This is a genomic window from Amycolatopsis sp. NPDC051061 (assembly GCF_040682935.1).
Lineage (GTDB): Bacteria > Actinomycetota > Actinomycetes > Mycobacteriales > Pseudonocardiaceae > Amycolatopsis.
In genome coordinates, this window is sequence record NZ_JBFBBZ010000002.1 from 211592 (window position 1) to 233157 (window position 21566).

27 protein-coding genes are annotated in these 21566 nt (G+C 72.1%); 12 read left to right on the forward strand and 15 right to left on the reverse strand.

What is annotated here, in order from left to right:
* Window positions 1-9: 9 nt before the first annotated feature.
* Genes AB0N03_RS03740 through AB0N03_RS03750 form a run of 3 tightly spaced genes read left to right on the forward strand, consistent with a single transcriptional unit; the run spans window position 10 to window position 1741 of the window.
* Entirely contained in the window at window positions 10-582 is a 573-nt protein-coding gene (locus AB0N03_RS03740) for a hypothetical protein (protein WP_364364847.1), read from the forward strand.
* Window positions 583-605: 23 nt separating this feature from the next.
* A complete protein-coding gene (locus tag AB0N03_RS03745) occupies window positions 606-1007 on the forward strand; it encodes a CoA-binding protein (RefSeq protein ID WP_364364850.1) in 402 nt (133 codons plus the stop codon).
* An 11-nt stretch (window positions 1008-1018) separates the two neighbouring features.
* Window positions 1019-1741 carry a dienelactone hydrolase family protein gene (locus AB0N03_RS03750; RefSeq protein ID WP_364364852.1) on the forward strand — a complete coding sequence of 241 codons (723 nt, stop codon included), beginning with the start codon at window positions 1019-1021 and terminating at the stop codon, window positions 1739-1741.
* A 7-nt stretch (window positions 1742-1748) separates the two neighbouring features.
* Here the strand turns inward: AB0N03_RS03750 and AB0N03_RS03755 are convergent, their stop codons facing one another.
* The 6 genes from AB0N03_RS03755 to AB0N03_RS03780 form a co-directional block, all read right to left on the reverse strand.
* Window positions 1749-2282 (reverse strand): NHL repeat-containing protein, encoded by a 534-nt coding sequence (locus AB0N03_RS03755; protein ID WP_364364855.1) that lies wholly within the window; start codon window positions 2280-2282, stop codon window positions 1749-1751.
* Window positions 2283-2356: 74 nt separating this feature from the next.
* A complete protein-coding gene (locus tag AB0N03_RS03760; RefSeq protein ID WP_364364858.1) occupies window positions 2357-2917 on the reverse strand; it encodes a GvpL/GvpF family gas vesicle protein in 561 nt (186 codons plus the stop codon).
* On the reverse strand, window positions 2914-3231 hold the full coding sequence (gene gvpJ / locus AB0N03_RS03765; RefSeq protein ID WP_364364861.1) for a gas vesicle protein GvpJ: 318 nt from the start codon (window positions 3229-3231) through the stop codon (window positions 2914-2916). Before gvpJ ends, AB0N03_RS03760 begins: the two co-directional genes overlap by 4 nt.
* An 85-nt stretch (window positions 3232-3316) precedes the next feature.
* Entirely contained in the window at window positions 3317-3514 is a 198-nt protein-coding gene (locus tag AB0N03_RS03770) for a GvpL/GvpF family gas vesicle protein (protein WP_364364864.1), read from the reverse strand.
* A gap of 159 nt (window positions 3515-3673) precedes the next feature.
* Complete coding sequence (locus tag AB0N03_RS03775; protein ID WP_364364867.1) at window positions 3674-3958, reverse strand: gas vesicle protein; 285 nt, start codon at window positions 3956-3958, stop codon at window positions 3674-3676.
* A 17-nt stretch (window positions 3959-3975) separates the two neighbouring features.
* Complete coding sequence (locus AB0N03_RS03780) at window positions 3976-4113, reverse strand: hypothetical protein (protein ID WP_364364870.1); 138 nt, start codon at window positions 4111-4113, stop codon at window positions 3976-3978.
* A gap of 179 nt (window positions 4114-4292) precedes the next feature.
* On the opposite strand from AB0N03_RS03780, the gene AB0N03_RS03785 reads away from it, so the two are divergent.
* Window positions 4293-4433, forward strand: a complete 141-nt coding sequence (locus AB0N03_RS03785; protein WP_364364873.1) for a hypothetical protein — start codon at window positions 4293-4295, stop codon at window positions 4431-4433.
* Here AB0N03_RS03785 and AB0N03_RS03790 read toward each other — a convergent pair.
* Together AB0N03_RS03790 and AB0N03_RS03795 are read right to left on the reverse strand one after the other, a co-directional pair.
* Entirely contained in the window at window positions 4420-5100 is a 681-nt protein-coding gene (locus AB0N03_RS03790; RefSeq protein ID WP_364364876.1) for a response regulator transcription factor, read from the reverse strand. The genes AB0N03_RS03785 and AB0N03_RS03790 overlap by 14 nt on opposite strands.
* The gene (locus AB0N03_RS03795; protein ID WP_364364878.1) at window positions 5100-6488 is read right to left on the reverse strand and encodes an ATP-binding protein; all 1389 of its coding nucleotides are present in this window, start codon (window positions 6486-6488) and stop codon (window positions 5100-5102) included. Before AB0N03_RS03795 ends, AB0N03_RS03790 begins: the two co-directional genes overlap by 1 nt.
* A gap of 497 nt (window positions 6489-6985) precedes the next feature.
* Between AB0N03_RS03795 and AB0N03_RS03800 the strand changes: the two genes are divergently transcribed.
* From AB0N03_RS03800 to AB0N03_RS03810, 3 genes are read left to right on the forward strand one after another with little or no spacing between them, the layout of a single operon-like run.
* Window positions 6986-7768 (forward strand): IclR family transcriptional regulator, encoded by a 783-nt coding sequence (locus AB0N03_RS03800; RefSeq protein WP_364364881.1) that lies wholly within the window; start codon window positions 6986-6988, stop codon window positions 7766-7768.
* 3 nt (window positions 7769-7771) lie between these two features.
* Window positions 7772-9457, forward strand: a complete 1686-nt coding sequence (locus AB0N03_RS03805) for a lactate permease LctP family transporter (RefSeq protein WP_364364884.1) — start codon at window positions 7772-7774, stop codon at window positions 9455-9457.
* A 10-nt stretch (window positions 9458-9467) separates the two neighbouring features.
* On the forward strand, window positions 9468-10022 hold the full coding sequence (locus AB0N03_RS03810; protein ID WP_364364888.1) for an HD domain-containing protein: 555 nt from the start codon (window positions 9468-9470) through the stop codon (window positions 10020-10022).
* Here AB0N03_RS03810 and AB0N03_RS03815 read toward each other — a convergent pair.
* The 3 genes from AB0N03_RS03815 to AB0N03_RS03825 are packed head-to-tail and all read right to left on the reverse strand — an operon-like array spanning window position 10019 to window position 12096.
* Window positions 10019-11284, reverse strand: a complete 1266-nt coding sequence (locus AB0N03_RS03815) for an RNA polymerase sigma factor (protein ID WP_364364891.1) — start codon at window positions 11282-11284, stop codon at window positions 10019-10021. The two genes, AB0N03_RS03810 and AB0N03_RS03815, sit on opposite strands and share 4 nt — an antisense overlap.
* A 39-nt stretch (window positions 11285-11323) precedes the next feature.
* Window positions 11324-11671: a YciI family protein gene (locus AB0N03_RS03820; RefSeq protein WP_364364894.1), complete on the reverse strand. Its 348-nt coding sequence runs from the start codon at window positions 11669-11671 to the stop codon at window positions 11324-11326.
* On the reverse strand, window positions 11671-12096 hold the full coding sequence (locus AB0N03_RS03825) for a YciI family protein (RefSeq protein WP_364364897.1): 426 nt from the start codon (window positions 12094-12096) through the stop codon (window positions 11671-11673). The genes AB0N03_RS03820 and AB0N03_RS03825 overlap by 1 nt, the downstream gene beginning before the upstream one ends.
* Window positions 12097-12238: 142 nt before the next feature.
* Here AB0N03_RS03825 and AB0N03_RS03830 point away from each other — a divergent pair, with 142 nt between their 5' ends.
* Together AB0N03_RS03830 and AB0N03_RS03835 are read left to right on the forward strand one after the other, a co-directional pair.
* The gene (locus AB0N03_RS03830; RefSeq protein ID WP_364365351.1) at window positions 12239-13213 is read left to right on the forward strand and encodes a small ribosomal subunit Rsm22 family protein; all 975 of its coding nucleotides are present in this window, start codon (window positions 12239-12241) and stop codon (window positions 13211-13213) included.
* Window positions 13210-13782 carry a dihydrofolate reductase family protein gene (locus AB0N03_RS03835; protein ID WP_364364900.1) on the forward strand — a complete coding sequence of 191 codons (573 nt, stop codon included), beginning with the start codon at window positions 13210-13212 and terminating at the stop codon, window positions 13780-13782. The genes AB0N03_RS03830 and AB0N03_RS03835 overlap by 4 nt, the downstream gene beginning before the upstream one ends.
* Here the strand turns inward: AB0N03_RS03835 and AB0N03_RS03840 are convergent.
* The gene (locus AB0N03_RS03840; RefSeq protein WP_364364903.1) at window positions 13779-14615 is read right to left on the reverse strand and encodes a maleylpyruvate isomerase N-terminal domain-containing protein; all 837 of its coding nucleotides are present in this window, start codon (window positions 14613-14615) and stop codon (window positions 13779-13781) included. The genes AB0N03_RS03835 and AB0N03_RS03840 overlap by 4 nt on opposite strands.
* A gap of 63 nt (window positions 14616-14678) precedes the next feature.
* On the opposite strand from AB0N03_RS03840, the gene AB0N03_RS03845 reads away from it, so the two are divergent.
* Genes AB0N03_RS03845 through AB0N03_RS03855 form a run of 3 tightly spaced genes read left to right on the forward strand, consistent with a single transcriptional unit; the run spans window position 14679 to window position 17388 of the window.
* Window positions 14679-16004 carry a HAMP domain-containing sensor histidine kinase gene (locus AB0N03_RS03845; protein WP_364364905.1) on the forward strand — a complete coding sequence of 442 codons (1326 nt, stop codon included), beginning with the start codon at window positions 14679-14681 and terminating at the stop codon, window positions 16002-16004.
* Window positions 16005-16060: 56 nt separating this feature from the next.
* Window positions 16061-16963, forward strand: a complete 903-nt coding sequence (locus tag AB0N03_RS03850) for a DUF2079 domain-containing protein (protein ID WP_364364908.1) — start codon at window positions 16061-16063, stop codon at window positions 16961-16963.
* Window positions 16858-17388: a DUF2079 domain-containing protein gene (locus tag AB0N03_RS03855; RefSeq protein WP_364365354.1), complete on the forward strand. Its 531-nt coding sequence runs from the start codon at window positions 16858-16860 to the stop codon at window positions 17386-17388. Before AB0N03_RS03850 ends, AB0N03_RS03855 begins: the two co-directional genes overlap by 106 nt.
* Window positions 17389-17603: 215 nt before the next feature.
* Here AB0N03_RS03855 and AB0N03_RS03860 read toward each other — a convergent pair whose 3' ends face one another.
* From AB0N03_RS03860 to AB0N03_RS03870, 3 genes are all read right to left on the reverse strand, one after another.
* Complete coding sequence (locus AB0N03_RS03860; RefSeq protein ID WP_364365357.1) at window positions 17604-18209, reverse strand: DUF4232 domain-containing protein; 606 nt, start codon at window positions 18207-18209, stop codon at window positions 17604-17606.
* 14 nt (window positions 18210-18223) lie between these two features.
* Window positions 18224-18715 carry a DUF4232 domain-containing protein gene (locus tag AB0N03_RS03865; protein ID WP_364364911.1) on the reverse strand — a complete coding sequence of 164 codons (492 nt, stop codon included), beginning with the start codon at window positions 18713-18715 and terminating at the stop codon, window positions 18224-18226.
* A 132-nt stretch (window positions 18716-18847) separates the two neighbouring features.
* The gene (locus AB0N03_RS03870) at window positions 18848-21364 is read right to left on the reverse strand and encodes a CHAT domain-containing tetratricopeptide repeat protein (RefSeq protein ID WP_364364914.1); all 2517 of its coding nucleotides are present in this window, start codon (window positions 21362-21364) and stop codon (window positions 18848-18850) included.
* Between the last annotated feature and the right edge of the window lie 202 nt (window positions 21365-21566).

A 21566-nucleotide genomic window follows, 5' to 3' on the forward strand; every position in this document is an offset into this window, starting at 1 on the left:
GGAGGTCCCATGTCCGATTGGACGCTCTCTCGCGCGAAGGCGCGGCTCGATCACCGCGAACGGCTCGACGAGCTCAGCGCGCGCACGCGGTTCGAAGTCCGGCTGCACCTCAACGAGCCGGCGACGAACGGCGCCTACGACGAGCTCACGAGCATCTTCGCGATCGGGCACGGCGAGTGCGCCGCGCTGCTGGCCCACCAACGGCTGCTGCCGTGGTGGGAGCGCTCGCTCCTGCACCGGTACGCGCGCCGCCTGCACGGCAAGGCGATCACGCGCAGTGTCGGCGTCGTGCCCGCGGAGGTCGCGCCGCAGGCGGCCCGCGCGTTCGGCGCCGAGATCGCCGAGCTGGCCCCCGACTCGGGGGACACCGGCGCGAAGTACGACCTCCAGGGCCGCGGCCTGCTGACGGTCTTCCGGATCGCCATCGGCGCCAAGGGCGAGGTCTGGGCGGATCGGCACGAGGTCTCGACGACGTCCGCCCGCAACATCCTCACCTGCGCCGCGACTTTCGCCCGCCGCAAGCCATGGCACGTGATCTGGCCCGTCTACCGCGTCCGCGGCTTGCGGCTCTGGAAGCTTTGACGCCGTCCGGGCGTTCCCCCCACATGAAGGCAGAAGAGATCCTGGCCGACGCGAAGACCATCGCCGTCGTCGGCCTGAGCCGCGACCCGGCCAAGGCCGCCCACGGGGTGCCCGCGGTGCTGCAGGCGCACGGGTTCCGGATCATCCCCGTGCACCCGAGCGCGACCGAGCTGCTCGGCGAGAAGGTCTACCGGTCGCTGAAGGACATCCCGGAGCCGGTCGATGTCGTGGACGTTTTTCGGCCGTCCCCCGAGGCACCCGGCATCGCCCGCGAAGCCGTCGAGATCGGCGCGAAGGCGCTGTGGCTGCAGCAGGGCATCGTCTCCGCCGAAGCGCGCCGCATCGCCGAGGAAGGCGGGCTCGAGTACGTCGAGAACCGCTGCACCGCCGTGGTGCGCGCGACGGCCGCGATCTCGAAGAACTAGGCGGGACGACAGTGCTCACCCGGACGTTGCAGATTTCCACCGCGGACGGCGAGGCCGACGCTTTCGCCGCCTTCCCCGGCGAGGGCGGGCCGCACCCGGGGGTGCTGATGTACCCGGACGGCTTCGGCATCCGGCCGGTGCTGCGGGACATGGCCCGCGAACTGGCCGGTCACGGGTACTACGTGCTCGTCCCCAATCCCTTCTACCGGAACGGCCCGACCCCGGTCCTCGACCTCCCCGAGCACATCGGGGAAGAAGCCAGGCCCGCGATCTTCGCCAAGCTGATGCCCATGATCGAGGCGCACACCACCGAACGCGTCCTGCGGGACGCCGACGCCTACCTCCGGTTCCTCACCACGCAGCCCGAGGTCGGCGCCGGACCCGTCGCGGTGACCGGCTACTGCATCGGCGGTCTCCTCGCGACGCGTACCGCCGCGGCCCACCCCGGGCAGGTGGCCGCCCTCGCCGCGTTCCACGCCCCGGTGGGCGCCGCCGGGCCCGACGACCTGCAGCGGCTCACCGCCCGGGTCCACTTCGGCCACGCCGAATCCGATCTGACGCCGGCGGCGCTCGGCGAGCTCAACCAGACCCTGGACGCCGCGGGCGTCGGCTACACGTCCGAGATCTACCCCGGCACCGTCCACGGCTTCACGATGTCCGATACCGACGCCTTCGACCCCGCCGCGCTGCGGCTGCACTGGGACCGCCTGCTGCCTCTCCTGGCCGGCGCGTGAGCCGGAACTAGGCCGACGCTCCGAAGTGGACGATGCGGTGGTTGCCGGTTTCGGCGACCCAGACGCCGCCCAGGCCGTCGTCGGCGACGTCACGCGGTGAGCTGATCGGCTCGGTCGTGTCGGTCAGCGCCGCGCCCGTGCGGGTGTCGAACCGCGCGACGCGCCGCTGTCCGGCGTCGTCGACCAGCAGCCGGCCGGCCGGGTCGAGCGCGACCGCGCGAGGCCGGCCGAAGCCGCCGAACTCGCGCACGAACCCGCCCCACCACGAGAACTGCACCACGCGGCGGTTGCCGGTGTCGGCGACGTAGACGTTGCCCGCCGCGTCGACCGCGACCCCTTCCGGCGCCTTGAGCCGCCCGGCCAGCACGCGCACGAGGGCGCCGTCGCGGGTGAACGCCTGCACGCGGTCGTTGCCCGTGTCCGCCACCCAGACGCGTCCGCGCACGTCGACGGCGATCCCGGACGGCGCGCGGAACTGGCCCGGCCCCGAGCCGGGCCCGCCGAAAGCGCGCGGGAGCGCCGCGACTTCACTGGTGGCCACGACGCCAGGATCGCCGACCGCGAGCCACGGCGGCCAGTACCGAAAAGAGTGTTCAGCGACTGTTCCGCCGTCGCTCACCAGCTCCACCGCGGGCAGGTCCGCCGCTCCAGGAAGCTGTACGCGGGCAGCGGCCCGAGCCAGTCGGCCTGGACGCCGCCGCCGCGGGCCAGCTCGGTGACCGCGTCGCGGACGACGAGCAGATCGCCCATCCCGACCAGGAACGCCCACCGCTCGTCGGCGGACTCGCCCGCCGGCAGCGACACCGAATCGCGGGCGCGTTCGGCGACCTCGCTCAGCAGCACGTCGGAGCGCGCCGCCCGCCAGGCCGAGCCGGGTTCGGTGAACCGCAGGCAGACGTGCACCTCGGCCAGGCCGTCGAGCCGGTCGAGGTCGGCGCGGTATTCATCGGCGGAGGGCGCCAGCACCTCGTCCCGGACGGCTTCTTCGTCGTCGGCCACCGTGCCGAACCGGACCGGCAGCACCGGGCCGCCCTCGACGAGCGCGGACACCACCGCCAGGTGCACCGCCGGATCGGGCTCGGGTTCGCCGACGACCATCGCCAGGTCCTCCCAGCACACCGTCCGCGGCGCCCGCGGGTGCCCGGCGCGCACGACGCCGTAGAGCTGCAGCGTCACGGCTGCTCGACGGGGATGACCGGTTCCACCGGCACGGCCACCGCGGGCGTCGGCGGCGGGGGCGGGATCAGCCCGGTCGTCTGCCCGAGCCCCGGCGAGATCTGCCCGGGCACGGTCGTGTCCTGCAGCCGCTGCATCGCTTCGAGGTACCGGATGTAGGTGTCGACGCCGGCGATCACGATCCGCGCCTCGATCGCCAGCAGCTCGATCCCGATCACCGACACCCGCACCGATGCGTCGATCACGAGTCCCTTGTCGAGCAGGATGTCGAGCGTGTCGGCGAGGCCGCCACCGGTCTGTCCCGGTCTGGTCACTTAAATCCTTTCGTCGAGGGCCGCGCGGATCTCGGCGAACCGGAGCTCCAGTTCGAGCAGGTCGGCGACGGCTTCCACCGCGGCGTCAGCCATCAGCCGTCACTCCCAGTTCGACGTCGGTGAACGAGTACGGCGGCCACGGTCCCGATGTCTCCACCGTCGCCCCCGCCTCTCGCAGCTCCTGGGCGAACCACTCGAACTCCGCGTGGAACGCCGCCTCCCGGCCCTTCGCGACGAGGTACGCCGTGTTGACCAGCACGCCGTGCGGCCGGGCTCGCTCCATGCAGTCGGCGGCGTGCCCGCGCAGCGCGGCGGTCGAAGCGCGTCGGAGTCACCTCGGAGACGACCACGCCGAGATCCCGGTAGCCGATCAGCCGCGGCGCGCCGATGTCCAAAGTGGCCGGACGGTTGCGCGTGATCGCTTACGCGCACAGCCAGTCGCTCACCGCGGTTCTTCCGTCGCGCTCGGCGCGGGCAGTCGCGCCTCCAGTTCGGCGACGCGCGCCGCCAGCTCTTCACGCTGGGCATTCGGCGAGAGAAACGGGTCGTTCGTCCACCAGTCCATACCCATTTCCTTCGCGGTCTGGGCCGAGGCGATGAACAACCGGATCCGCAGCGTCAGCAATTCGACGTCGACGACACTGACGCCGATGTCACCGGCTATCACCACACCCTTGTCGAGCACGCGTTCCAGAATGTCCGCCAATGAATCGGACGAAGCGGCCAATCGTGTCACTCTTCCTTTCAGGAATCGGTCGCGCCCCGGGTGAACCGCCGCAGCCGTTCGCACGCGGCGAGCTCGCCGACGGCGTCGAGCACGGACCAGCCGCCGTCGGCGCGGGTCCGGAGCCCGGTCACGGCGTGCGGGGGCAGCTCCGTCACCACGCCGAACTGTGCTGTCGCCTCGCGAATGGCGTCGGCGGCGCGGAGTCGGGAAACGGATTTCCCGGAGGCTTCTTGAACGGTGTTATCGGAGGCAGGGAACGGTCGTGGCGATTCCGTCATCGCTTTCCTGGTCTCGGGTGGGTGCCCACCGTAGCAATGGGCACAACCGTCCGCAGATGACCTACGACACGGTATTTTTCACCGGTTCGCGGGAACGGCTGGTCGATTCGCGGCAACCGGCGGCGGCAGATGGCCCAGCACCGGACGCCCAGCGGAACCAATTCCCGGATTCCGCCCGGAATATCACGATCGAGTAACGTCCACCAGCCGGTACCCGACGCCCCGGACCGTCTCGATGGTCCGGGTGCCGAACGGGACGTCGATCTTGCGCCGCAAGTAGCCGATGTAGACCTCGACGACGTTCTCGTCGCCGTCGTAGTGCGCGTCCCAGACGTGGCCCAGGATCTCGTTCTTCGTCAGCGCCGCGCCCGCCCGGCGCAGCAGGAACTCCAGCAACCCGAACTCCCGCGCGGTCAGCTCGATCCGCTGCTGTCCCCTGTGGACGGTCCGGGCGGAGGGGTCGAGCCGCAGGTCGCCCGCCTCCAGCACGGCGGGCCGGGCCGGCGCGCCCCGGCGCAGCAGTGCGCGCAGCCGGGCGATGAGGACGACGAAGGAGAACGGCTTCGACAGGTAGTCGTCGGCGCCGAGGTCGAACGCGTCGGCTTCGTCGTACTCGCCGTCCTTCGCGGTGAGCATCAGCACCGGCGTCCAGTTCTCGGCCGCACGCAGGCGTTTGAGCACTTCGTAGCCGGACAGCTCGGGCAGCATGATGTCGAGCACGACGACGTCGTGCTCCTGCTCGGTGGCGCGCCAGAGCCCCTCGCGCCCGGTGTGCGCGACGTCGACGGTGAACCCCTCGGCGACCAGGCCGCGCCGCAGCGTCTCCGCGAACTCGCGCTCGTCCTCCACGATCAGCAGGCGCACTACTCCTCCTCCGGCAGTTCGAGCACCGGCAGCTCGAGCACGAACCGCGCGCCCGGCTCGTCCGACGCGCGGTAGCGTGCCCGGCCGCCGTGGCGCGCCGCGATGCCCGCCACGATCGGCAGGCCCAGCCCGGTGCCGCCGTGCCCGCGCTGCCGCGACGCGTCCAGCCGGACGAACCGCTCGAAGATCCGTTCACGGTCGGCTTCCCCGACGCCCGGGCCGTCGTCGCTCACCTCGACGACGGCGAGGCCGCCGCGCACCGAACTGGCGACGCGGATGCGCGAGCGCGCGTGCCCGCGGGCGTTGTCGACGAGGTTCCGCACCGCCCGCCGCAGCTGGGCCTCGCTGCCGCGGACCTTCGCCGGCCCGGCCCGGACCTCGACGTCCAGCGCGCACTCGCCGCGGACCCGCTCGGCCTCCGCGCGGACGATGTCGTCGAGGTCGACCTCGGTGCGCGACGGCCGGTCGGTCGCGTCGTCGGTGCGGGCGAGCATGAGCAGGTCGTCGACGAGCTCGCGCAGCCGCGCGGTCTCCCGGGCGATCACCGGCACCAGGTCCTCGGTGCTCTCCGGGTGCCGCCCGGAGACGTCGAGCGCGGTGCTGATCGTGGACAGCGGCGAGCGCAGCTCGTGGCTGGCGTCCGCGACGAACCGGCGTTGCGCCGCCTGCGCCGACGCGAGCCGGCCGAGCATCCCGTTGAGCGTCACGGCGAGGCGGTGCACCTCGTCGCCACCCGGCGGCAGCGGGACGCGGGCGGCGAGGTCGCGCGTCGAGATCTCCGCGACGGTCCGGCGCATCCGCTCGACCGGCCGCAGCGCCGAGCCCACCGCGCGGTAGACCGCGAGCCCGGAGATCGCCAGCAGCGGGATCGCGATCAGGCCGAGCAGCAGCGTCAGCCGGGTCGACGCCTCGGTCACCGGCTCCAGTGAGCGCGCGGAGACCACCGTGTACGGCCCGCCCGGCCCGTTGACCTGCTGCGACACGACCCGGTAGTCGTCGCTGTCGCCGTTGAGCCCGAGCGGGAGGGTCTCGATGGTCTCGTGCCCGGCGGCCGGGCGGGCGGCGGTCAGCGGCGGGTGCCCGACGATCGCCGGGTCGCTCGCGATCGGCACCCCGCGCGCGTCGAGCACCTGGGTGACGGCCTCGGTGTCGCCGGTGCTCGCGACGTCGGACGCGCTGAGGTCGCGCGCGCCCTCGCGGACGAGCTGGATGGCGACCTGCCGGCCGGTGCCGCGCGCACTCTCGGTGACACTGCGGTCGAGCGACTCTTCCAGCAGCAGCACGACGACGACGCCCGCGGCGGCGATGGCCAGCGCGAGCGCGAAGACGGCCACCGCGGTGGTCCGCATCCGGACGCCGGTCGCGGCGATCACGCTGCCCAGTTTCACCAACGCAGGGTAACCAGCTCGCCGGGCCGCGGGCCGGTCCCCGCTTCGACGCGCGGGCACGGGCTCGGGGGTCACCGGCTGGATGGTGCCCGGAGAGCGCTGTGATTTCGCTGAGTCCGTGACCCGGGTCTCGGGCGGCCTCTCGACGTCTTGAATGAGTCATTCAGGTCTTCGGGCGTCCTGAATGACCCTGAATGACTCATTCAAGACGCGCGGCCGAACCGTCTCTACTTCCTTCATCCCCCATTCACGGATATGAACCGACCATGGTCGAACTTGTCGAACGATCCCGTCAACGGCTCCGCAACCGCCATAGGTAGGAAACTTAACCATCGGAGGTTGTACCAATTAGCCTGCGCAAGTAACCGCATTCTCCGCGTCTTCTTCTGAGACGTTTCAAGATCTTCCGCACATACATCGGAGGTGTTACCGTCCAAGCCCACCCAGCGGAAATGCGTACCGCTGAGCGGAAACGGGAACGTCCAACGGAGGGCAGCGTGGCACCGGAACGCGGGCTGGAGAACAGCGGAACTCTCGAACGCGGACTCGCGGTGCTCGAGCACGTGGGTCGGCACCAGGAGATTTCCACCAATGCGATCGCGCGGCAACTGGGGCTTTCCCGCAGTGCCGCCTACCGCATCGTCGGCACCCTGAAGAGCCTCGAATACCTCGAAGCCGACCAGGTCACCGGCCGGGTCAGGCTCGGCACGCGGCTCGTCGAGCTCGGTGCGCGGGCCATGGCCGCCACCGATCTGCACCGGTGTGCGCCGCGGTACCTCGCGTCGCTCGCCGAACGGTCCGGGGAGACGACCTACCTCGCCGTGCCCGACAACGACACCATGGTCTACGTCGCCACCGAACGCAGTGCCAGCGCCGTCACCCTCGCCTGCCGGCTCGGCACGCGGCGGCCGCAGCACGCGACGTCGCTCGGGAAAGCCTGGCTCGCCGCGCTCCCCGAACCCGACCGGGCCGAGCGCGTCCGGCGGATGAAGCTCGACTCCCTCACGCTCAAGACGATCAACGACCCGCTCCGGCTGCTCGACGACCTCGCGCGGACCAGCCGTCGCGGCTGGGCGATCGACGAAGTCGAAAACGAGCCGGACGTCGGGTGCGTCGCCGCCGCCGTGCGCGACCACTCGGGACGCCCGATCGCCGCCATCAGCATCGCCGGGCCGGCGCCGCGCGTGCTGCGCCGCCTCGACGAGCTCGGTGCCTCCGTGGCCGGGACCGCCGCCGCCCTGTCGCTGAGGCTCGGTTACGTACGAGGGCAAAGGGGCTGACCCGTGACCTGGATCCAGGACTACCAGCCGGCGGGCGGGCTGTGGGTCTCCGCGCTGCTCGCCGCGCTCCCGGTCATCGTGCTGCTGGTCGCGCTCGGCGTGATCCGCTTTTCCGCGCACCTTTCGGCGGCGCTCGCGCTGGTCACCGCGCTCGGCGTCGCCCTGCTGCTGTACCGGATGCCGGCCGCGCTGGCGTTCGACTCCGCGGCGATGGGCGTGGTCTTCGGCGTGTGGTCGGTGGCCTGGATCGCGTTCCACGCCGTGTACTTCCACAACGTCACGGTGGCCACCGGCCGGTTCGACGCGATCAAGCGCGTGCTCGCCGGGTTCAGCGAGGACCGGCGGCTGCAGGCGCTGCTCATCGCGTTCGGCTTCGGTGCGCTGCTCGAAGGCGTCGCGGGCGGCGGGTCGCCGATCGCGATCACCGCGGCGATGATGGCCGCGCTCGGGTTCCCGCCGGTGAAGGCCGTCGTGCTGGCGTTGCTGGCGAACACCGCGCCGGTCGCGTTCGGCGGCCTCGGCAACCCGCTGATCGTGCTCGGCCGGCTGACCGCGCCGATCATGCACCTCAAGCAGGACGAGGCGACCGAGCTGTTCTCGGCGGCGGTCGGCCGCCAGGTACCGGTGCTGGCGCTGATCATCCCCGCGTTCCTGGTCGTCGTGCTGGCCGGCTGGAAGCGCATGCTCGAGGTGTGGCCGGCGGTGCTGACCGCCGGGCTCGCGTTCGCGGCCATGCAGTTCGTCGTGTCCAACTACATCAGCGCCAGCCTGGTCGACGTCCTCGCCGCGCTCACCGCGATGGCCGCGCTGTGGATCCTGACGCGGTTCTGGCAGCCGGCTTCGGTGTGGCGCTTCGAGGGCGAGGAAGCCGCGGCGAAGAGCCTGGGCGCCGCGAAGGCCGAGCGAGGCGCGCTCTACGCGTGGATGCCTTACATCATCCTGATCCTGGCCATCTTCCTGTCGCGGATCGGGACCATCTTCAAGAACCTGCCCACCTGGCTGGACCTGACGAAGCTGCTGCACAAGGCGGACTGGATCTTCGCGTGGCCGGGGCTGCACAACCACGTCGTCCAGCACCCGCCGATCACCGCGAAGAACGCGCCGTACGCGGCGACGTTCACGGTGGACTTCCTGTTCTCCCCGGGCTCGGTCGCCCTGATCGCGGCGGTCATCGCCGGCTTCGCGATGGGTGGCCGCGCGGGGCTGCTGGTCAAGACGTACCGGCAGACGCTGGTCCAGATGCGCTGGGCGCTCGCGACGATCTTCATGATCCTGGCGATCGCGTTCGTGATGAACTACTCGGGCGCGACGCAGACGCTGGGCCTGGCCCTGGCGACGACCGGCGTGGTCTTCCCGCTGTTCTCGGCCTACATCGGCTGGCTGGGCGTGTTCCTGACCGGGTCGGACGCGTCGACGAACAGCCTGTTCGGCCCGATGCAGGTGATCTCGGCCCAGCAGCTGAACCTGAACCCGATCCTGGCGGGCGCGACGAACACGTCGGGCGGCGTGATGGGCAAGATGATCTCGCCGCAGAACCTGTCGATCGGCGCGACGGCGATCGGGCAGAGCGGCAAGGAGGGATCGCTGCTGCGGCAGACGTTCCTGTGGTCGTTGCTGCTGACCGCGGTGGTCGGCGTGATCTCCCTGCTGCAGGCGACGATCCTGACGGCGATGATCCCGTCGCCCTAGGCTGGGCGGCATGAGTGCTGACGGTCTGGCGTCCTTCGGGTACGAGCTGGGTCTGCTGAAGCGCGTCCGCCGGTCGGGCTGGTGGCACGCGGGGGTCCGCGACCCGGAGTCGGTGGGCGAGCACAGCCTGCGGACGGCCCAGCTGGCGGCGCTGATCGCGGCGGAAGAAGGGGCGTCGCCGGAGCGGGCGGCGTTCCTGGCGCTCTGGCACGACACGCAGGAGACCCGGACGGGTGATCTTCCGCTGACGGCGGTGGAGTACCTGAAGAAGCCCGAACCCCGGGACATCACGGCGGACCAGACGGCCGCGCTGCCGGACCGCTCGCGCTCGCTCGTGCGGGACGCCGTGGACGAGTACGAGACCCGCTCGTCGGCCGAGGCGTTGTGCGCCAAGGACGCCGACAAGCTGGAGATGCTGCTGCAGGCGCTGGAGTACCGGGACGTCGGGGTGCGGCCGGTCGGCGAGTGGATCGAGTCGGCGCGGAAGGGCCTCAAGACCGAGACAGCACGGAAGGTCGCGGAAGCGGCGTTGACGTTGTCCCCGATGTCCTGGCGGGGACGCTAGCGACCCACCGCCGTCGCGCGGTCGAGGAGCAGTGCGCGTTCGCGGGCGTTCTCCGTCATCTCCGCCGCCCGCCTGAACTCCCGCTCCGCCTCCTCCGGCCGGCCCAGCTTCTGCAGCAGGTCGCCGCGGACGCTCGGGAGGAGGTGGTAGTCCTTCAGGGCCGGCTCGTCGGCCACCGCGTCGACCACCGCCAGGCCCGCCGCCGGGCCGTACGCCATCGCCACCGCCACCCCGCGGTTCAGCTCGATCACCGGGGACGGCTGGAGCTTCCCGAGCCCCTCGTACAACGCCGCGATGCGCGCCCAGTCCGTCTCGTCGGCCGTCCGGGCCCGGGCGTGGCACGCCGCGATCGCCGCCTGGGCGGAGTACGGGCCGTACGCGCCGTCGGCGATCTGCTCCGACAGGGTCAGCGCCGCCAGGCCGTGCTGGATCAGGAACCGGTCCCAGCGGGCGCGGTCCTGCTCCAGCAGGAGCACCGGTTCGCCGTTCGGGCCGGTCCGGGCCTTCGCGCGCGACGACTGCAGCTCCATCAGCGCGACCAGGCCGTGCACCTCGGACTCGCCCGGCATCAGCCCGGCGAGGACGCGGCCGAGGCGCATCGCCTCCTCGCAGAGCGCCGGACGCATCCAGTCGTCGCCGCGGGTGGCCGAGTAGCCCTCGTTGAACACCAGGTAGACGACCTCGAGCACAGACGACAGCCGGGCGACGCGCTCGTCGCCCTCCGGCACCTCGAACGGGACCTTCGCCGCCGCGAGGGCCTTCTTCGCGCGCACGATCCGCTGCGCGATCGTCGATTCGCGGACCAGGAAGGCGCGCGCGATCTCGTCGGTGGTCAGCCCGCCGAGCATCCGCAGCGTCAGCGCGACGCGGGCCTGCGTGTTCAGCACGGGGTGGCACGCGACGAACAGCAGGCGCAGCAGGTCGTCCTCGATGTGGTCGTCGAGGGCGGCGTCGAAGTCGGGCAGCACGCCCTCGCCGAGCTGCTGATCGCGCCCGACCTCTTCGAGCTTCTCGGCGTACCGCTCGTTGCGGCGGAACTGATCGACCGCGCGGCGCTTGGCGATGGTCATCAACCACGCGCCGGGGTTGCGCGGCACGCCGGACTCCGGCCACTGCTCCAGCGCCGCGACGAGCGCGTCCTGCGCCAGCTCCTCGGCGAGACCGACGTCGCCGCGGGCCATGCGGGCCAGACCCGCGATGAGCCGCGGCGACTCGATCCGCCAAACCGTCTCCACCGTGCTCCGGGTGTCCGCAACCGTCACCCGGCCATCAGACAGGGTGATCGGCCGCGGTGCAACCCACTACTCGGCGATGGCGCGGATCTCGATGACACCGCCCTTGGCCTCGGGGTTCGGCGCGCGCTTCATCAGCGTGACGACGTCCTCGAGGGATTCGCCGTTGAGCACCCAGACGCCGGCGACGAGCTCCTTCGTCTCGGCGAACGGACCGTCGATGATCTTGGGTTCGGCGTCGCCTTCGAAGAGGACGCGCACGCCCTCCGAGCTCCGGGTGAGGCCCTCGGCGAACACGATCCGGCCGTCTTTCGCCAGCTCCTCGTTGAACTTCGACATCGTTTCCAGCTCTTCGGTGCTGGGCCCGCGGCCGGCCTCGGACTCGGGGGTGGCCTTCACCATCACCAGGAAGCGCATCAGGCGTTCCCGGCGCTCTGCGCGCGGAGCCGTCCCTCCAGCTCCTCGACCTCGGGCGTCATGTTTTCGAAGTCGGACGCCTCGGCAACGCGCCGGATCTCGACCACGCCGGCCTGCCCGTCGGGGTTGGGCATCCGCTTGATCCACTCGACGCACTCGTCGCGGTCGCGGCACTGCAGGATCCAGAAGCCGCCGACGAGCTCCTTGGTCTCGGCGAACGGACCGTCGACGACCTTGGGTTCCTCGCTCCCGGAGAACACGACGCGCGCGCCCTGCGAGCTCGGCGTCAGGCCCTCCCCGGCGAGCATGACGCCGGCCTTGACCAGCTCTTCGTTGAACTTCCCCATCTCGGCCAGCAGCTCGGCGCTCGGGCCCTGGCCGGCCTCGGACTCTTCGTTCGACTTGATGATCACCATGAACCGCATCGCGGTCTCCTCTCGCTCGGTCTGCCTACGCGTCGAACGGCCGCACCCCGGATCGACAGCCTCCGCCGGAAAACTTTCGTGCCGGAAAACTAGCAGCTCAGGCCCACTCCGGCGGGGCAATTCGGACAGGGGAGAATCGACGATCGTGGCGGTACTCCCCGACGACCTCTCCTCCGCGCTCGACGACGAGCTGGCCCGGCACCCCGTGCCGCGGCTCGCCCAGTCCGTGGATCGGCTCAGCACGCGCTACCGCCAAGGTGACGCGGCGACCTCGCCCATTCTCAGCTCCGAAGCCGACGTCGCCGCGTACGCCGGCTATCGGATGCCGGCCACCTACGCCGCCGTACACGCTGTGCTCGCCGAAGCCGCTTCGCGCGCGCCCGGCTTCGAGCCGCGTACACAAATCGACGTCGGTGGGGGCACCGGCGCCGCCGTCTGGGCGGCCGCCGCCGTGTGGCCGTCGCTGGCCCGCTGCACGGTTCTGGAACAGGTCGCGGGCGCCATCGGGCTCGGCAAGCGGCTCGCCGGCGGCGCCAAGCTGCCCGCCGTCCGGGACGCGCAGTGGCGGCGTGGGTTCGTCGACCCGGCCGCGCCGGCGCCGGACGCCGACCTCGTGACGCTGTCCTACGTGCTCGGCGAGCTGCCCGACGCCACCCGCGCCGACGTCGTGCGCTGGCTGGCCACCGACGCGCACACCGTCGCCCTGATCGAACCCGGCACCCCCGCGGGCTACGAACGGATCCGCGCCGCCCGCGGCCGGCTGATCGAACGCGGCCTGCACGTCGTCGCGCCGTGCCCGCACGACGCCGCCTGCCCGATCGTGCCCGGCGAAGACTGGTGCCACTTCTCCGCGCGGCTGCCGCGGTCGAGCCTGCACCGGCGGCTCAAGGCGGGAACGCTCGGGTTCGAGGACGAGAAGTTCGCCTACGTCGTCGCGTCGCGGTCGGCGCCGGAGCGGCCGGACGCGCGGATCATCCGGCACCCGAAGAAGCACAAGGGCTGGGTCGCGCTGGATCTCTGCACCGAAGACGGACTCAAGCCCGGCGTGGCAGTCTCGAAGAAGCAGGGCCCGCGGTACCGCGCGGCCCGCGACGCCGAATGGGGGGACAGCTGGTGACGGTCATCGCGGAGATCAGCATGTCGGTGGACGGGATCGTGGCCGGGCCGGACACCGGCACCGAGCATCGCCTCGGCAAGGGTGGCGATCTGCTGCACCACTGGATGTTCGAGGGAACGGACGCCGATGCCCGGGTCGGGGCCCGGATCCTGGAGGGCATCGGGGCGTTCGTGGTCGGCCGCACGATGTTCGACGTCGGCGTCGATCCCTGGGGCGACGACGGCACGTTCGAGAAGCCGGTGTTCGTCGTGACGAACCGGCCGCACGAGCCCGTGGTCAAGGGCCCGACGACGTTCACGTTCGTCACGGACGGCCCGGAAGCCGCGCTGCGCCAGGCCAAGCAGGCGGCGGCCGGGAACGACGTGATGCTGATGGGCGGCGGCACGACCCTGCGGCAGTACCTGCTGGCCGGGCTGGTCGAGGAGCTGCGCCTGCACGTCGTCCCGCTGCTGTTCGGCACCGGGGTCCGGCTGTTCGACGCCGAGGTCGGGGCGCACGTGAAGCTCGAACGCACGGCCGTCGAAGAGACGCCGAACGCGACCCACCTGACCTACCGGGTGCTGAACTAGGGCATCCGCACGGTCCGGAGGAACGCGGGCAGCAGCCACGGCCGCGGCCCGCCGATCCGGACGCCGCCGCCCAGCACGGCCCGCGCCTTCGAGATCCGGCCGAACATCATCGGCACCAGCACCGCCGGGTCGAACGTCAGCCGCACGTCGGCGGCGCCGTCCGGGTGCTCGAAGCGCAATTCGCCGTGCTGGAGCGCCAGTACCGCGGGTTTCGTGTGCGCCGACCGGAACTCGACCGCGATCCGGCGCGGGCACGGCGTCGCGTCGTCGAGCAGGCGGCCCATGTCGTTGCGCACCATGCCGAACAGGAACAGCTCCAGGAACAGCGCCTCGTGCGCCGCCGGGATCGGCCACGGCCGCCGGATCGCGCGGGCGATGTCGAGGCCGTGCAGCAGCATTTCGTTGACCAGGTGCGCGAGCACGCCCGCGACCGGCACGCGCGAGCCGCCCAGCCACCACACCGGCTTCTCCGGGTCCAGGTCCGCGCTGACGAGCAGCACCTCGGCGATGTCCGCGCGCAGCCGCTCGGCCAGCCGGACGGGGTCGCGTTCCGGGTACAGCTCGAGCGCGAGCGCGTTCATCCGGGAGATCGTGTCGACGCGGGCCGCGTCGATCGGCCCTTCGAGACCCGGCAGCGGCAGCGGGCCGCCGTCGCCGCGGATCATCGACGTGTACATCAGCGCGATCATCCCGACGTGCGACGCCGTTTCGGCGATCGACCACGCGCCGAGCGAAGTCGCGTGCCCGTACCGCACGCCGGCCACCAGATCCGCGAACCGGGCGCCGGTCTCCGGCAGCGCGGCGCGCACCGCCTGCCACTTCTCGAGCGTCACGGATTCGACGGTAGGAGGCCGGACGGCGTCCCGGGTCTTCCAAGGTGCGGTTATCTTCTGCTCATGGTCCGGCTCCTGCCCCGGTCGACCCGGTGGCGGGTCGCCCTCTTCGCCGCGCTCGCTTCGGCGCTCGTCCTCGGCCTCGGCTCGTACTGGTTCGTGCAGGCGCTGCGCGGCGGACTGGAGAACAGCGCGCGGGCGCTGGCGAGCGACAAGGTCACCGCCGTGCTTGCCCTGCTGAACTCCGGGGTCGCGCCCGCGGACGTGCCGCGGCGGCTCGAGAAGGGCGGCGGGTACATGATCAGCCCGGAGCGGATGAACCGCTGCTCGGCCGGTCTTCCGGACGTGCCGTTCCAGGGTCGCGCGCTGGTGTTCTCCCCGACCTGCGTCATCGCGATGCCCTATGGCGAGGAGGAGCAGGAATACAGCGGCGCCGGGACGGCGGACGGCCGGTACTTCGTCGACGCGGCCGAGTCCCTCGATCCCGTCGGTCTGCAGACCGTGGCCACCGCCCAGCGGATCCTCTGGGGCGGCGTGCCCGCGGCCGCGCTGCTCGTCGGCGGCGTCGCCTGGTTCGCCGTGCGGCGGTCGCTGCGCGCGGTGGGCGGCCTCCGCGCCGAGGTCGACGGCGTGCGCGCGGGCGACCTCGCCCGCCGCGTCCCGGTGCCGGACTCCGGCGACGAGATCACCGAGCTCGCCGTGACCATGAACGAGATGCTCGCCCGGCTCGACCGGTCGGTGCGGCGGCAGAGCCAGTTCACGGCGGACGCGTCGCACGAGCTGCGCACGCCGCTGGCGTCGCTGCGCACCCAGCTCGAGGTCCAGCTCGCCCACCCGGACCGGCTCGACTGGCGCCGCAGCTGCGAAAACGCCGTGCTCGACGTGACGCGGATGGAGACGCTGGCCGGGGACTTGCTGCTGCTCAGCAAGCTGGACGCGGACCAGCCGGCCGGGACCGAACCGGTGGCGCTGGCCGACTTGGTGACCGCGCACGTCGCCGCGCGGGTCCCGCACGACGGCGTCGAGCTGATTTTGGCAGCGTCGCCGGTGGTGCGCGGCCACGCCGGACGGCTGGAACGCGTGCTGCGCAACCTCGTCGACAACGCCGAACGCCACGCGAAGAGCCGCGTGACGATCACGCTCACCGCGCTCGACGGCCGGAGCGTGCTGACCGTCGAGGACGACGGCCCCGGCATCCCGGCCGGACAGCGCGAGCGTGTCTTCGACCGGTTCGTGAGGCTCGACGAGGACCGCGCCCGCGAAGACGACGGCGGCTCCGGACTGGGCCTGGCGATCGCCGCGGAGATCGCGCGCACGCACGGCGGCACCTTGCGCGTCGCCGAGAGCACGTCCGGCGCGCGTCTGGAGCTGCGTCTCCCGCTTGCCTGAAGACGTCTTCAGCTCGCTTAAGCTCCGGTTCAGCGTGGCCCCAAGAGCATCCCGCCATGCTGATCGACTTCGCGCCGGCTCCGGCGCGCACGCGCGAAACCCGCGCGGTCCCCTACGCCGTCGCCGCGATCGCCTTCGCGGGGTACGCCGCCTGGTCGCTGCAGAGGCTGCGGACGTTCGACGCGAGCGGGTTCGATTTGGGAATCTTCGAGCAGGCGGTGCGGTCCTACGCGCACGGGCACTGGCCGGTGTCGGACCTGCTCGGCCCCGGCGCACCGACGCTCGGCGACCACTTCCACCCGATCCTGGCGCTGCTCGCGCCGTTCTACCTGCTCTGGCCGTCGCCGGCGTGCCTGCTGGTCGCGCAGGCTTTCCTCTTCGCGCTCTCCGCGGTGCCCGTGACGCGCTGCGCTTCGCGCGTACTGGGCACGCGCCGGGGCCTGGTCGTGGCCGCCGGATACGTGCTGTCGTGGGGGCTGCTGTCGGCGGTGAACTTCGACTTCCACGAGGTCTGCTTCGCCGTCCCGATGGTGGCGTTCGCCGCGGAGCACCTGCTGCACCAGCGGTGGCGGGCGGCGGTGTGGTGCGCGTTGCCGCTGGTGCTGGTCAAGGAGGATCTGCCGATGACGCTCGCCGCGGTGGGCGTGGTCCTGGTGCTCAACCGGCAGCGCCGGCTCGGCTGGGCGGTGGTCGTCTTCGGCGGCGCGACGTCGGTGCTGCTGGTGACGGTCGTGTTGCCGGCGCTGAACCCGGCCGGCGCGTACGCGCACAGCGGCGGCTTCAACCCCTTCGGCGGGTCGATCGTCAAGTGTCGATGCTGCTGGCCCTGGTGGCACCCACGGCGTTCACGGCGCTGCGATCGCCGGTGCTGCTGCTGGCGGTGCCGACGCTGCTGTGGCGGCTGGTCTCGGCGAACGACCGCTACTGGGGCATGGGCTACCACTACAGCGCGGTCCTGATGCCGATCGTGTTCCTCGCGGCGGCGGACGGCGTCCGGCGGTGCGGCTCCCGCTTGCGGACGTTGCTGCCGGCGTGCGCGCTGGTGGCAGGCCTGGGCTCGTTCGGCCTGCAGGCGGCGCACCTGACGGCCGGCGTCTGGACGCCGTCGCAGCGGGCCGGCATCGACGCGGTGCTGGCCCGGATCCCGGACGGCGCGGACGTCATGGCGTCGAACCGGCTGGCCCCGCGGCTGACGTCCCGCTGCACGGTGCGGTTCTTCGACGGCGTGTCGAAGGCACGCCCGGAGTGGGTGGTGGTGGCGAAACCGGAACAGTCCTGGCCGACGACGTTGGCCACGAAGGAATTCGCGCTGGAAGAGCTGAAGAGCACGGGATACCTGCGCGTCGCGGAGACGGACTCCGTCGTGCTGCTCCACCGTGCGTAGAAAGACCGCAGCGGTAACCGGCCAGTCGGGGGGCGTGCCGGCCGGTTACCGCCGCACCGACAAAGAGGGAGCCACACGCCAGGAATGACGCGCGACCCCGTGCATCACCCGATCGAGTGACACAGCGCCCCAAGGTGGCCTTGGTTGCGTCTGACGCACCCAATGTGGCCTTCGGTGCGTTCAACGCACCGAAGGCCACATTGGGGCGCTCGCTTTCAGGCCGGGTCGGCCAGGATGCCGTTCACGTAGGTACCCGGGTGAGTCGCCGCGTCCTGGCGCAGCACCGGGAGGTCCGACGGCCACTTCGCGGTCAGCGCCGAAGTCTGGCCCGGCGGGATCGTGTTCAGCTTCGCCGGCGTCCACGCCGGCTCACCGGCGGCCGCCTTCAGCACCGTGATCGTCGCCGACGCCGTCGTCCCCGCGGGCACCTCGTTGTACTTCACGCCGTTGTCGACGCGCGGCAGGTGGTAGACCGGGCCGAACGTCGCGTCGTCCGGGCCGACCAGGTCGACGCCCGGCACGCCGTACAGGCCGCACGTGTGGTCCGAGGTGTTGCGGTAGGTCAGCGGGATGTCGTACTGGCCCGGCGCGTCGTTCTTCTCGGCCGGCTTGCCCAGCAGGACCTCGAGGTCGGCCGGTGTGCAGCGCGGCGTCGTGGTCGAAGCCGCGGCGACGCCACCCACGGACCCGGCCGCCGCCGGGGCCTGAGCCGCCGCGGACCCTGAGGGCGCCGGAGCCGCCGATGTCGTGGTACCGCACGCCGCCAGCGCGAAGGCCCCCGCCATCGTGCCGATCCCCATCAAGATGCGCTTCATGTGAATTCCCCTCCCGAAGTTCAGTTGCCGACCGGCGTGACCTGCACCGAGTCGCCCTTCAAAACCGACCCCGCGGGCCACTCGACGCTCACCGGCTGGCCGTACGGGCCGGTCGGCAGGTCGAACGACACGAACGCCGGCGCGGCGGACGGCGTCGCCGCCGAGCGCTGCACGATCCGCGACCCGGCCGGGTGGCCCTCGCGCAGGTTGACCGGCACGGACTCGCTCCCGTCCGCCGTCGCGGTGACCGGCAGCCGCCGGCCGCCGGCGATGAAGGTCAACGCCGTCGGCGCGCCTTCGAGCTTGCAGTTCGTCGTCGGCGAGGCCGCGGTGTAGGTGAGGACGTAGGCCTCGTGCCCGGCGGCGTTCGCCGGGTCGCGGGCCACGGTCACGTGGACGTCCGAGGCCCCGCACGGCGTGTCGCTCGGCATGGCGTTCGCGGCACCCGCCGCGACCAGCAGCCCGCCGGCCACCAGACCGCCGACGATCATCGCGGTACCAGTTCGCTTCATGGTCATCCCTCCCTCGTTCCGTGATCAACCGGACTCACAGGGATAGATGCCCAGGACCCACCGGGGGATGCGCCGCGATGGGGTCGATCACCGGAAAGCAACCTCGAAGATCGCCAGACGTCGAAAAGAGTGTCAGCTGCGGCCGAAGCAGACGAACGGCATCAGCGGTTCCGCCTGCGCCGCGTCGGCCAGGGCACGCGCCGGGGGCGTGCCCGCCGAGAGCGCCCGGTGGTAGGCCAGCATCACGCCGCCGGCCGTCCGGTCGTCGACCCGCGCGACGCTCGAGACGACCGTCCGGCTGCCGCCGTAGAGCAACGCCGCCGTGAAGCCGAGGACTTCGTCGCCGTCGCGGACCACCGCCTGGCCGACGTCGCACGACGACAGCACCACCTGCTCCGGCGCCGTCGAAAGCTGCTGGACGTCGTACGCCATCAACGGCCCGTCGGCCAGGTTGAGCCGGGAGAACAGCACGTTCTCCTGTTCGTGGTGGCCGTGCGCGGCGAAGTGCGCGAGACGGCAGCCGTCGAACGCCTTGAGCGTGGCGGCGACCGTCGCGTCCGGGCCGGTCAGCACCTCGGCCTCCGGGTAGAACGGCGCCAGCAGGGCCACCTCGGTTTCCGCGTGGGTCAGGTCCGAGCCCGCCACCAGCAGCGGCGCCCCGGCCGCCCGGCGCGGGCGGCGGCCCGCGTCGAGCCAGGCCGACGACGACGGCGTGACCGTCACCGGGCGCCCGTGCAACGTCGGCAGCAGGCCCCACGGGATCGCCGAAAGCGCGCCGGTCGGCACGACGACGACGTCGAGGTCGCCGAGCCGGGAAGCCAGTGGCGCCAGCAGAATTCCGTCCAGGGCCGTGACCTGCGTCCGCACCGAACGGCGGATGACGTGGTCGAGCTGCGGCGGCAGCTGGCGCCCGCACAACGCGTCGAGGTCACTGTGCAGCCGCGCGACCGGTTCGGCCACCGCCGACGCCGGGCCGAGCTCGATCAGCGCGACCCGGTGGTTCGCGATCACCTGCGCGCACAGGGCGCCGTGGTCGGCGAGGAAGCAGACCATCGCGCTGCCGGTCTCGGCCAGCTCGTCGCCGACCTCGCGCAGCTTGGCCTCCGGGTGGTCGACGTCGGTGCCCTCGGCCTGCCAGCCCTTGGCGCGGATCTCGCGTTCCAGCGCGGCGCACCGCTTCACGGCCTGGGAGTCCGGCTTCCCGGACAGCTCGCCCGCGCGGATCTGCATCGAGAGGTACCGCAGCTCGGCGACGGCGTCCACGGTTTCCGGGTGCGCGGGCGGGCGCACCGGCCGGAACCGGAAGGCCTGCGCGCGCGAACGGTCGAGCCACCGGAACACGACGCCGGGCGAGCGCTGGGCCAGCGCGGCGGCGAGGCCCGCGTCGGCGAGTTCCTTGCCGAGCGACGTCGTCCCGGTCAGCAGGTCGATGCTGCCGAACCGGCCGCGGTGCCGCTCCAGCTGCGTCAACCCGGCCCGCGCGTTGGCGAAGGTGATGCGCCGGTCGCCGCTCGCGGCTCCGAGCTCGGCCAGCGCGAGCCGTCGCACCAGGCGGTTTTCCAGTGGCGCGGCGCGGCGGTCGCGCGGGGCGATGCCGGCCCGGGCGCCGTCGAGGTCGCCCAAGACGATGCGCGCGCGGGCGGCGAGCAGCGCGGCGATCTCCGCGTCGTTGCGCAGGCCCAGCCCGGTGAGCCGGCCGGCCAACGCGGTCGCCTCGGCGGCGACGCGGGCGATCCGCCGTCCGGCGGCGAAATCCGCGCGCAGCACGGTCAGCTGCGCGACCGCGGCCCAGGTTTCGTTGCCACGGCGGCGAAAGCGGCGTTCGGCGCGCCCGGCCCAGCTGCGCGCGATCGACGGGTCACCGCTCGCCAGCGCGGCCAGGGCGCGGGTCAGCTCGGCTTCGGCGTGTTCCTGGTTCATCCGCAGCCGCGGGAACTGCTCCAGAGCCGCGTCCAGCTCCGCCGCGGCCTCCTGCGGCAGCCCGGCCGCGAGCAGCGCGCGGGCTTTGTCGACCGCCAGCACCGAAAGCATCCCGACGCTCTGCTCGGCGTAGAACCCGCTCGCCGCGTCGAAGTCCCGCAGGGCGCCCGGGATGTCGCCGGTGAGCACACGCGCCTGGCCGCGGCCGTGCGCCGCCTTGGCGAAGATCCGGGCCAGGCCCTCTTCTCCGGGCTGGCCGGCGCTGATCTGCTCGCACTGGTCGAGATCGGCGAGCGCGAGCCGGACGCGCCCGGCGTACTGGTGCAGCATCGCGCGGTTGAGCAGGGTCCGGGCGAGCACGACGAACTCGCCGGCCTGCCGCAGCAGGGGGATCGCCTCGTCGAAGCACGTGAGGGCTTCGTCCATCCGGCCGATCAGGATGAAGACGAGACCCCGTTGCTGGCGCAGGATCCCGCGCCCGGCGTCGGACACGAGGACGTCGGCCTCGTCGAGCAGCGCGAGCCCGCGAGTGCTGTTGCCCAGCGCGGTTTCGACGGCGGCGTACGTGCCGAGCACGCGCGTGGCGAGGTCAGGCCAGGACGGCCATTCCGGCGGCGGCTGTTTCGCGGGCAGGCCGAGAAGCCGCGCGGCGGACCGGATCAGCCGGCCGCCGACCACGGGCTGGCCGTTGTTGGTCGCCGCGACCGCACGCCGATGCAGGTCGCGCACCCGATCTTCCGCCCTCGGCGACGCGACCACAGGCTGCCCTTCCGGCCGGGGCCGTCCCCCTCGGCCGAGAAGGACGTCCCGGATCGTACCTCCGGGCCGAGGTGGTCCGGGAGTTCTCGCCGGGTGGGCAGATTTTCACGTCAGGGCGCGGTATCCGGGCCGCCGACGACATGAACGACTCTTTCCTGTCGTCCGGCGCGGT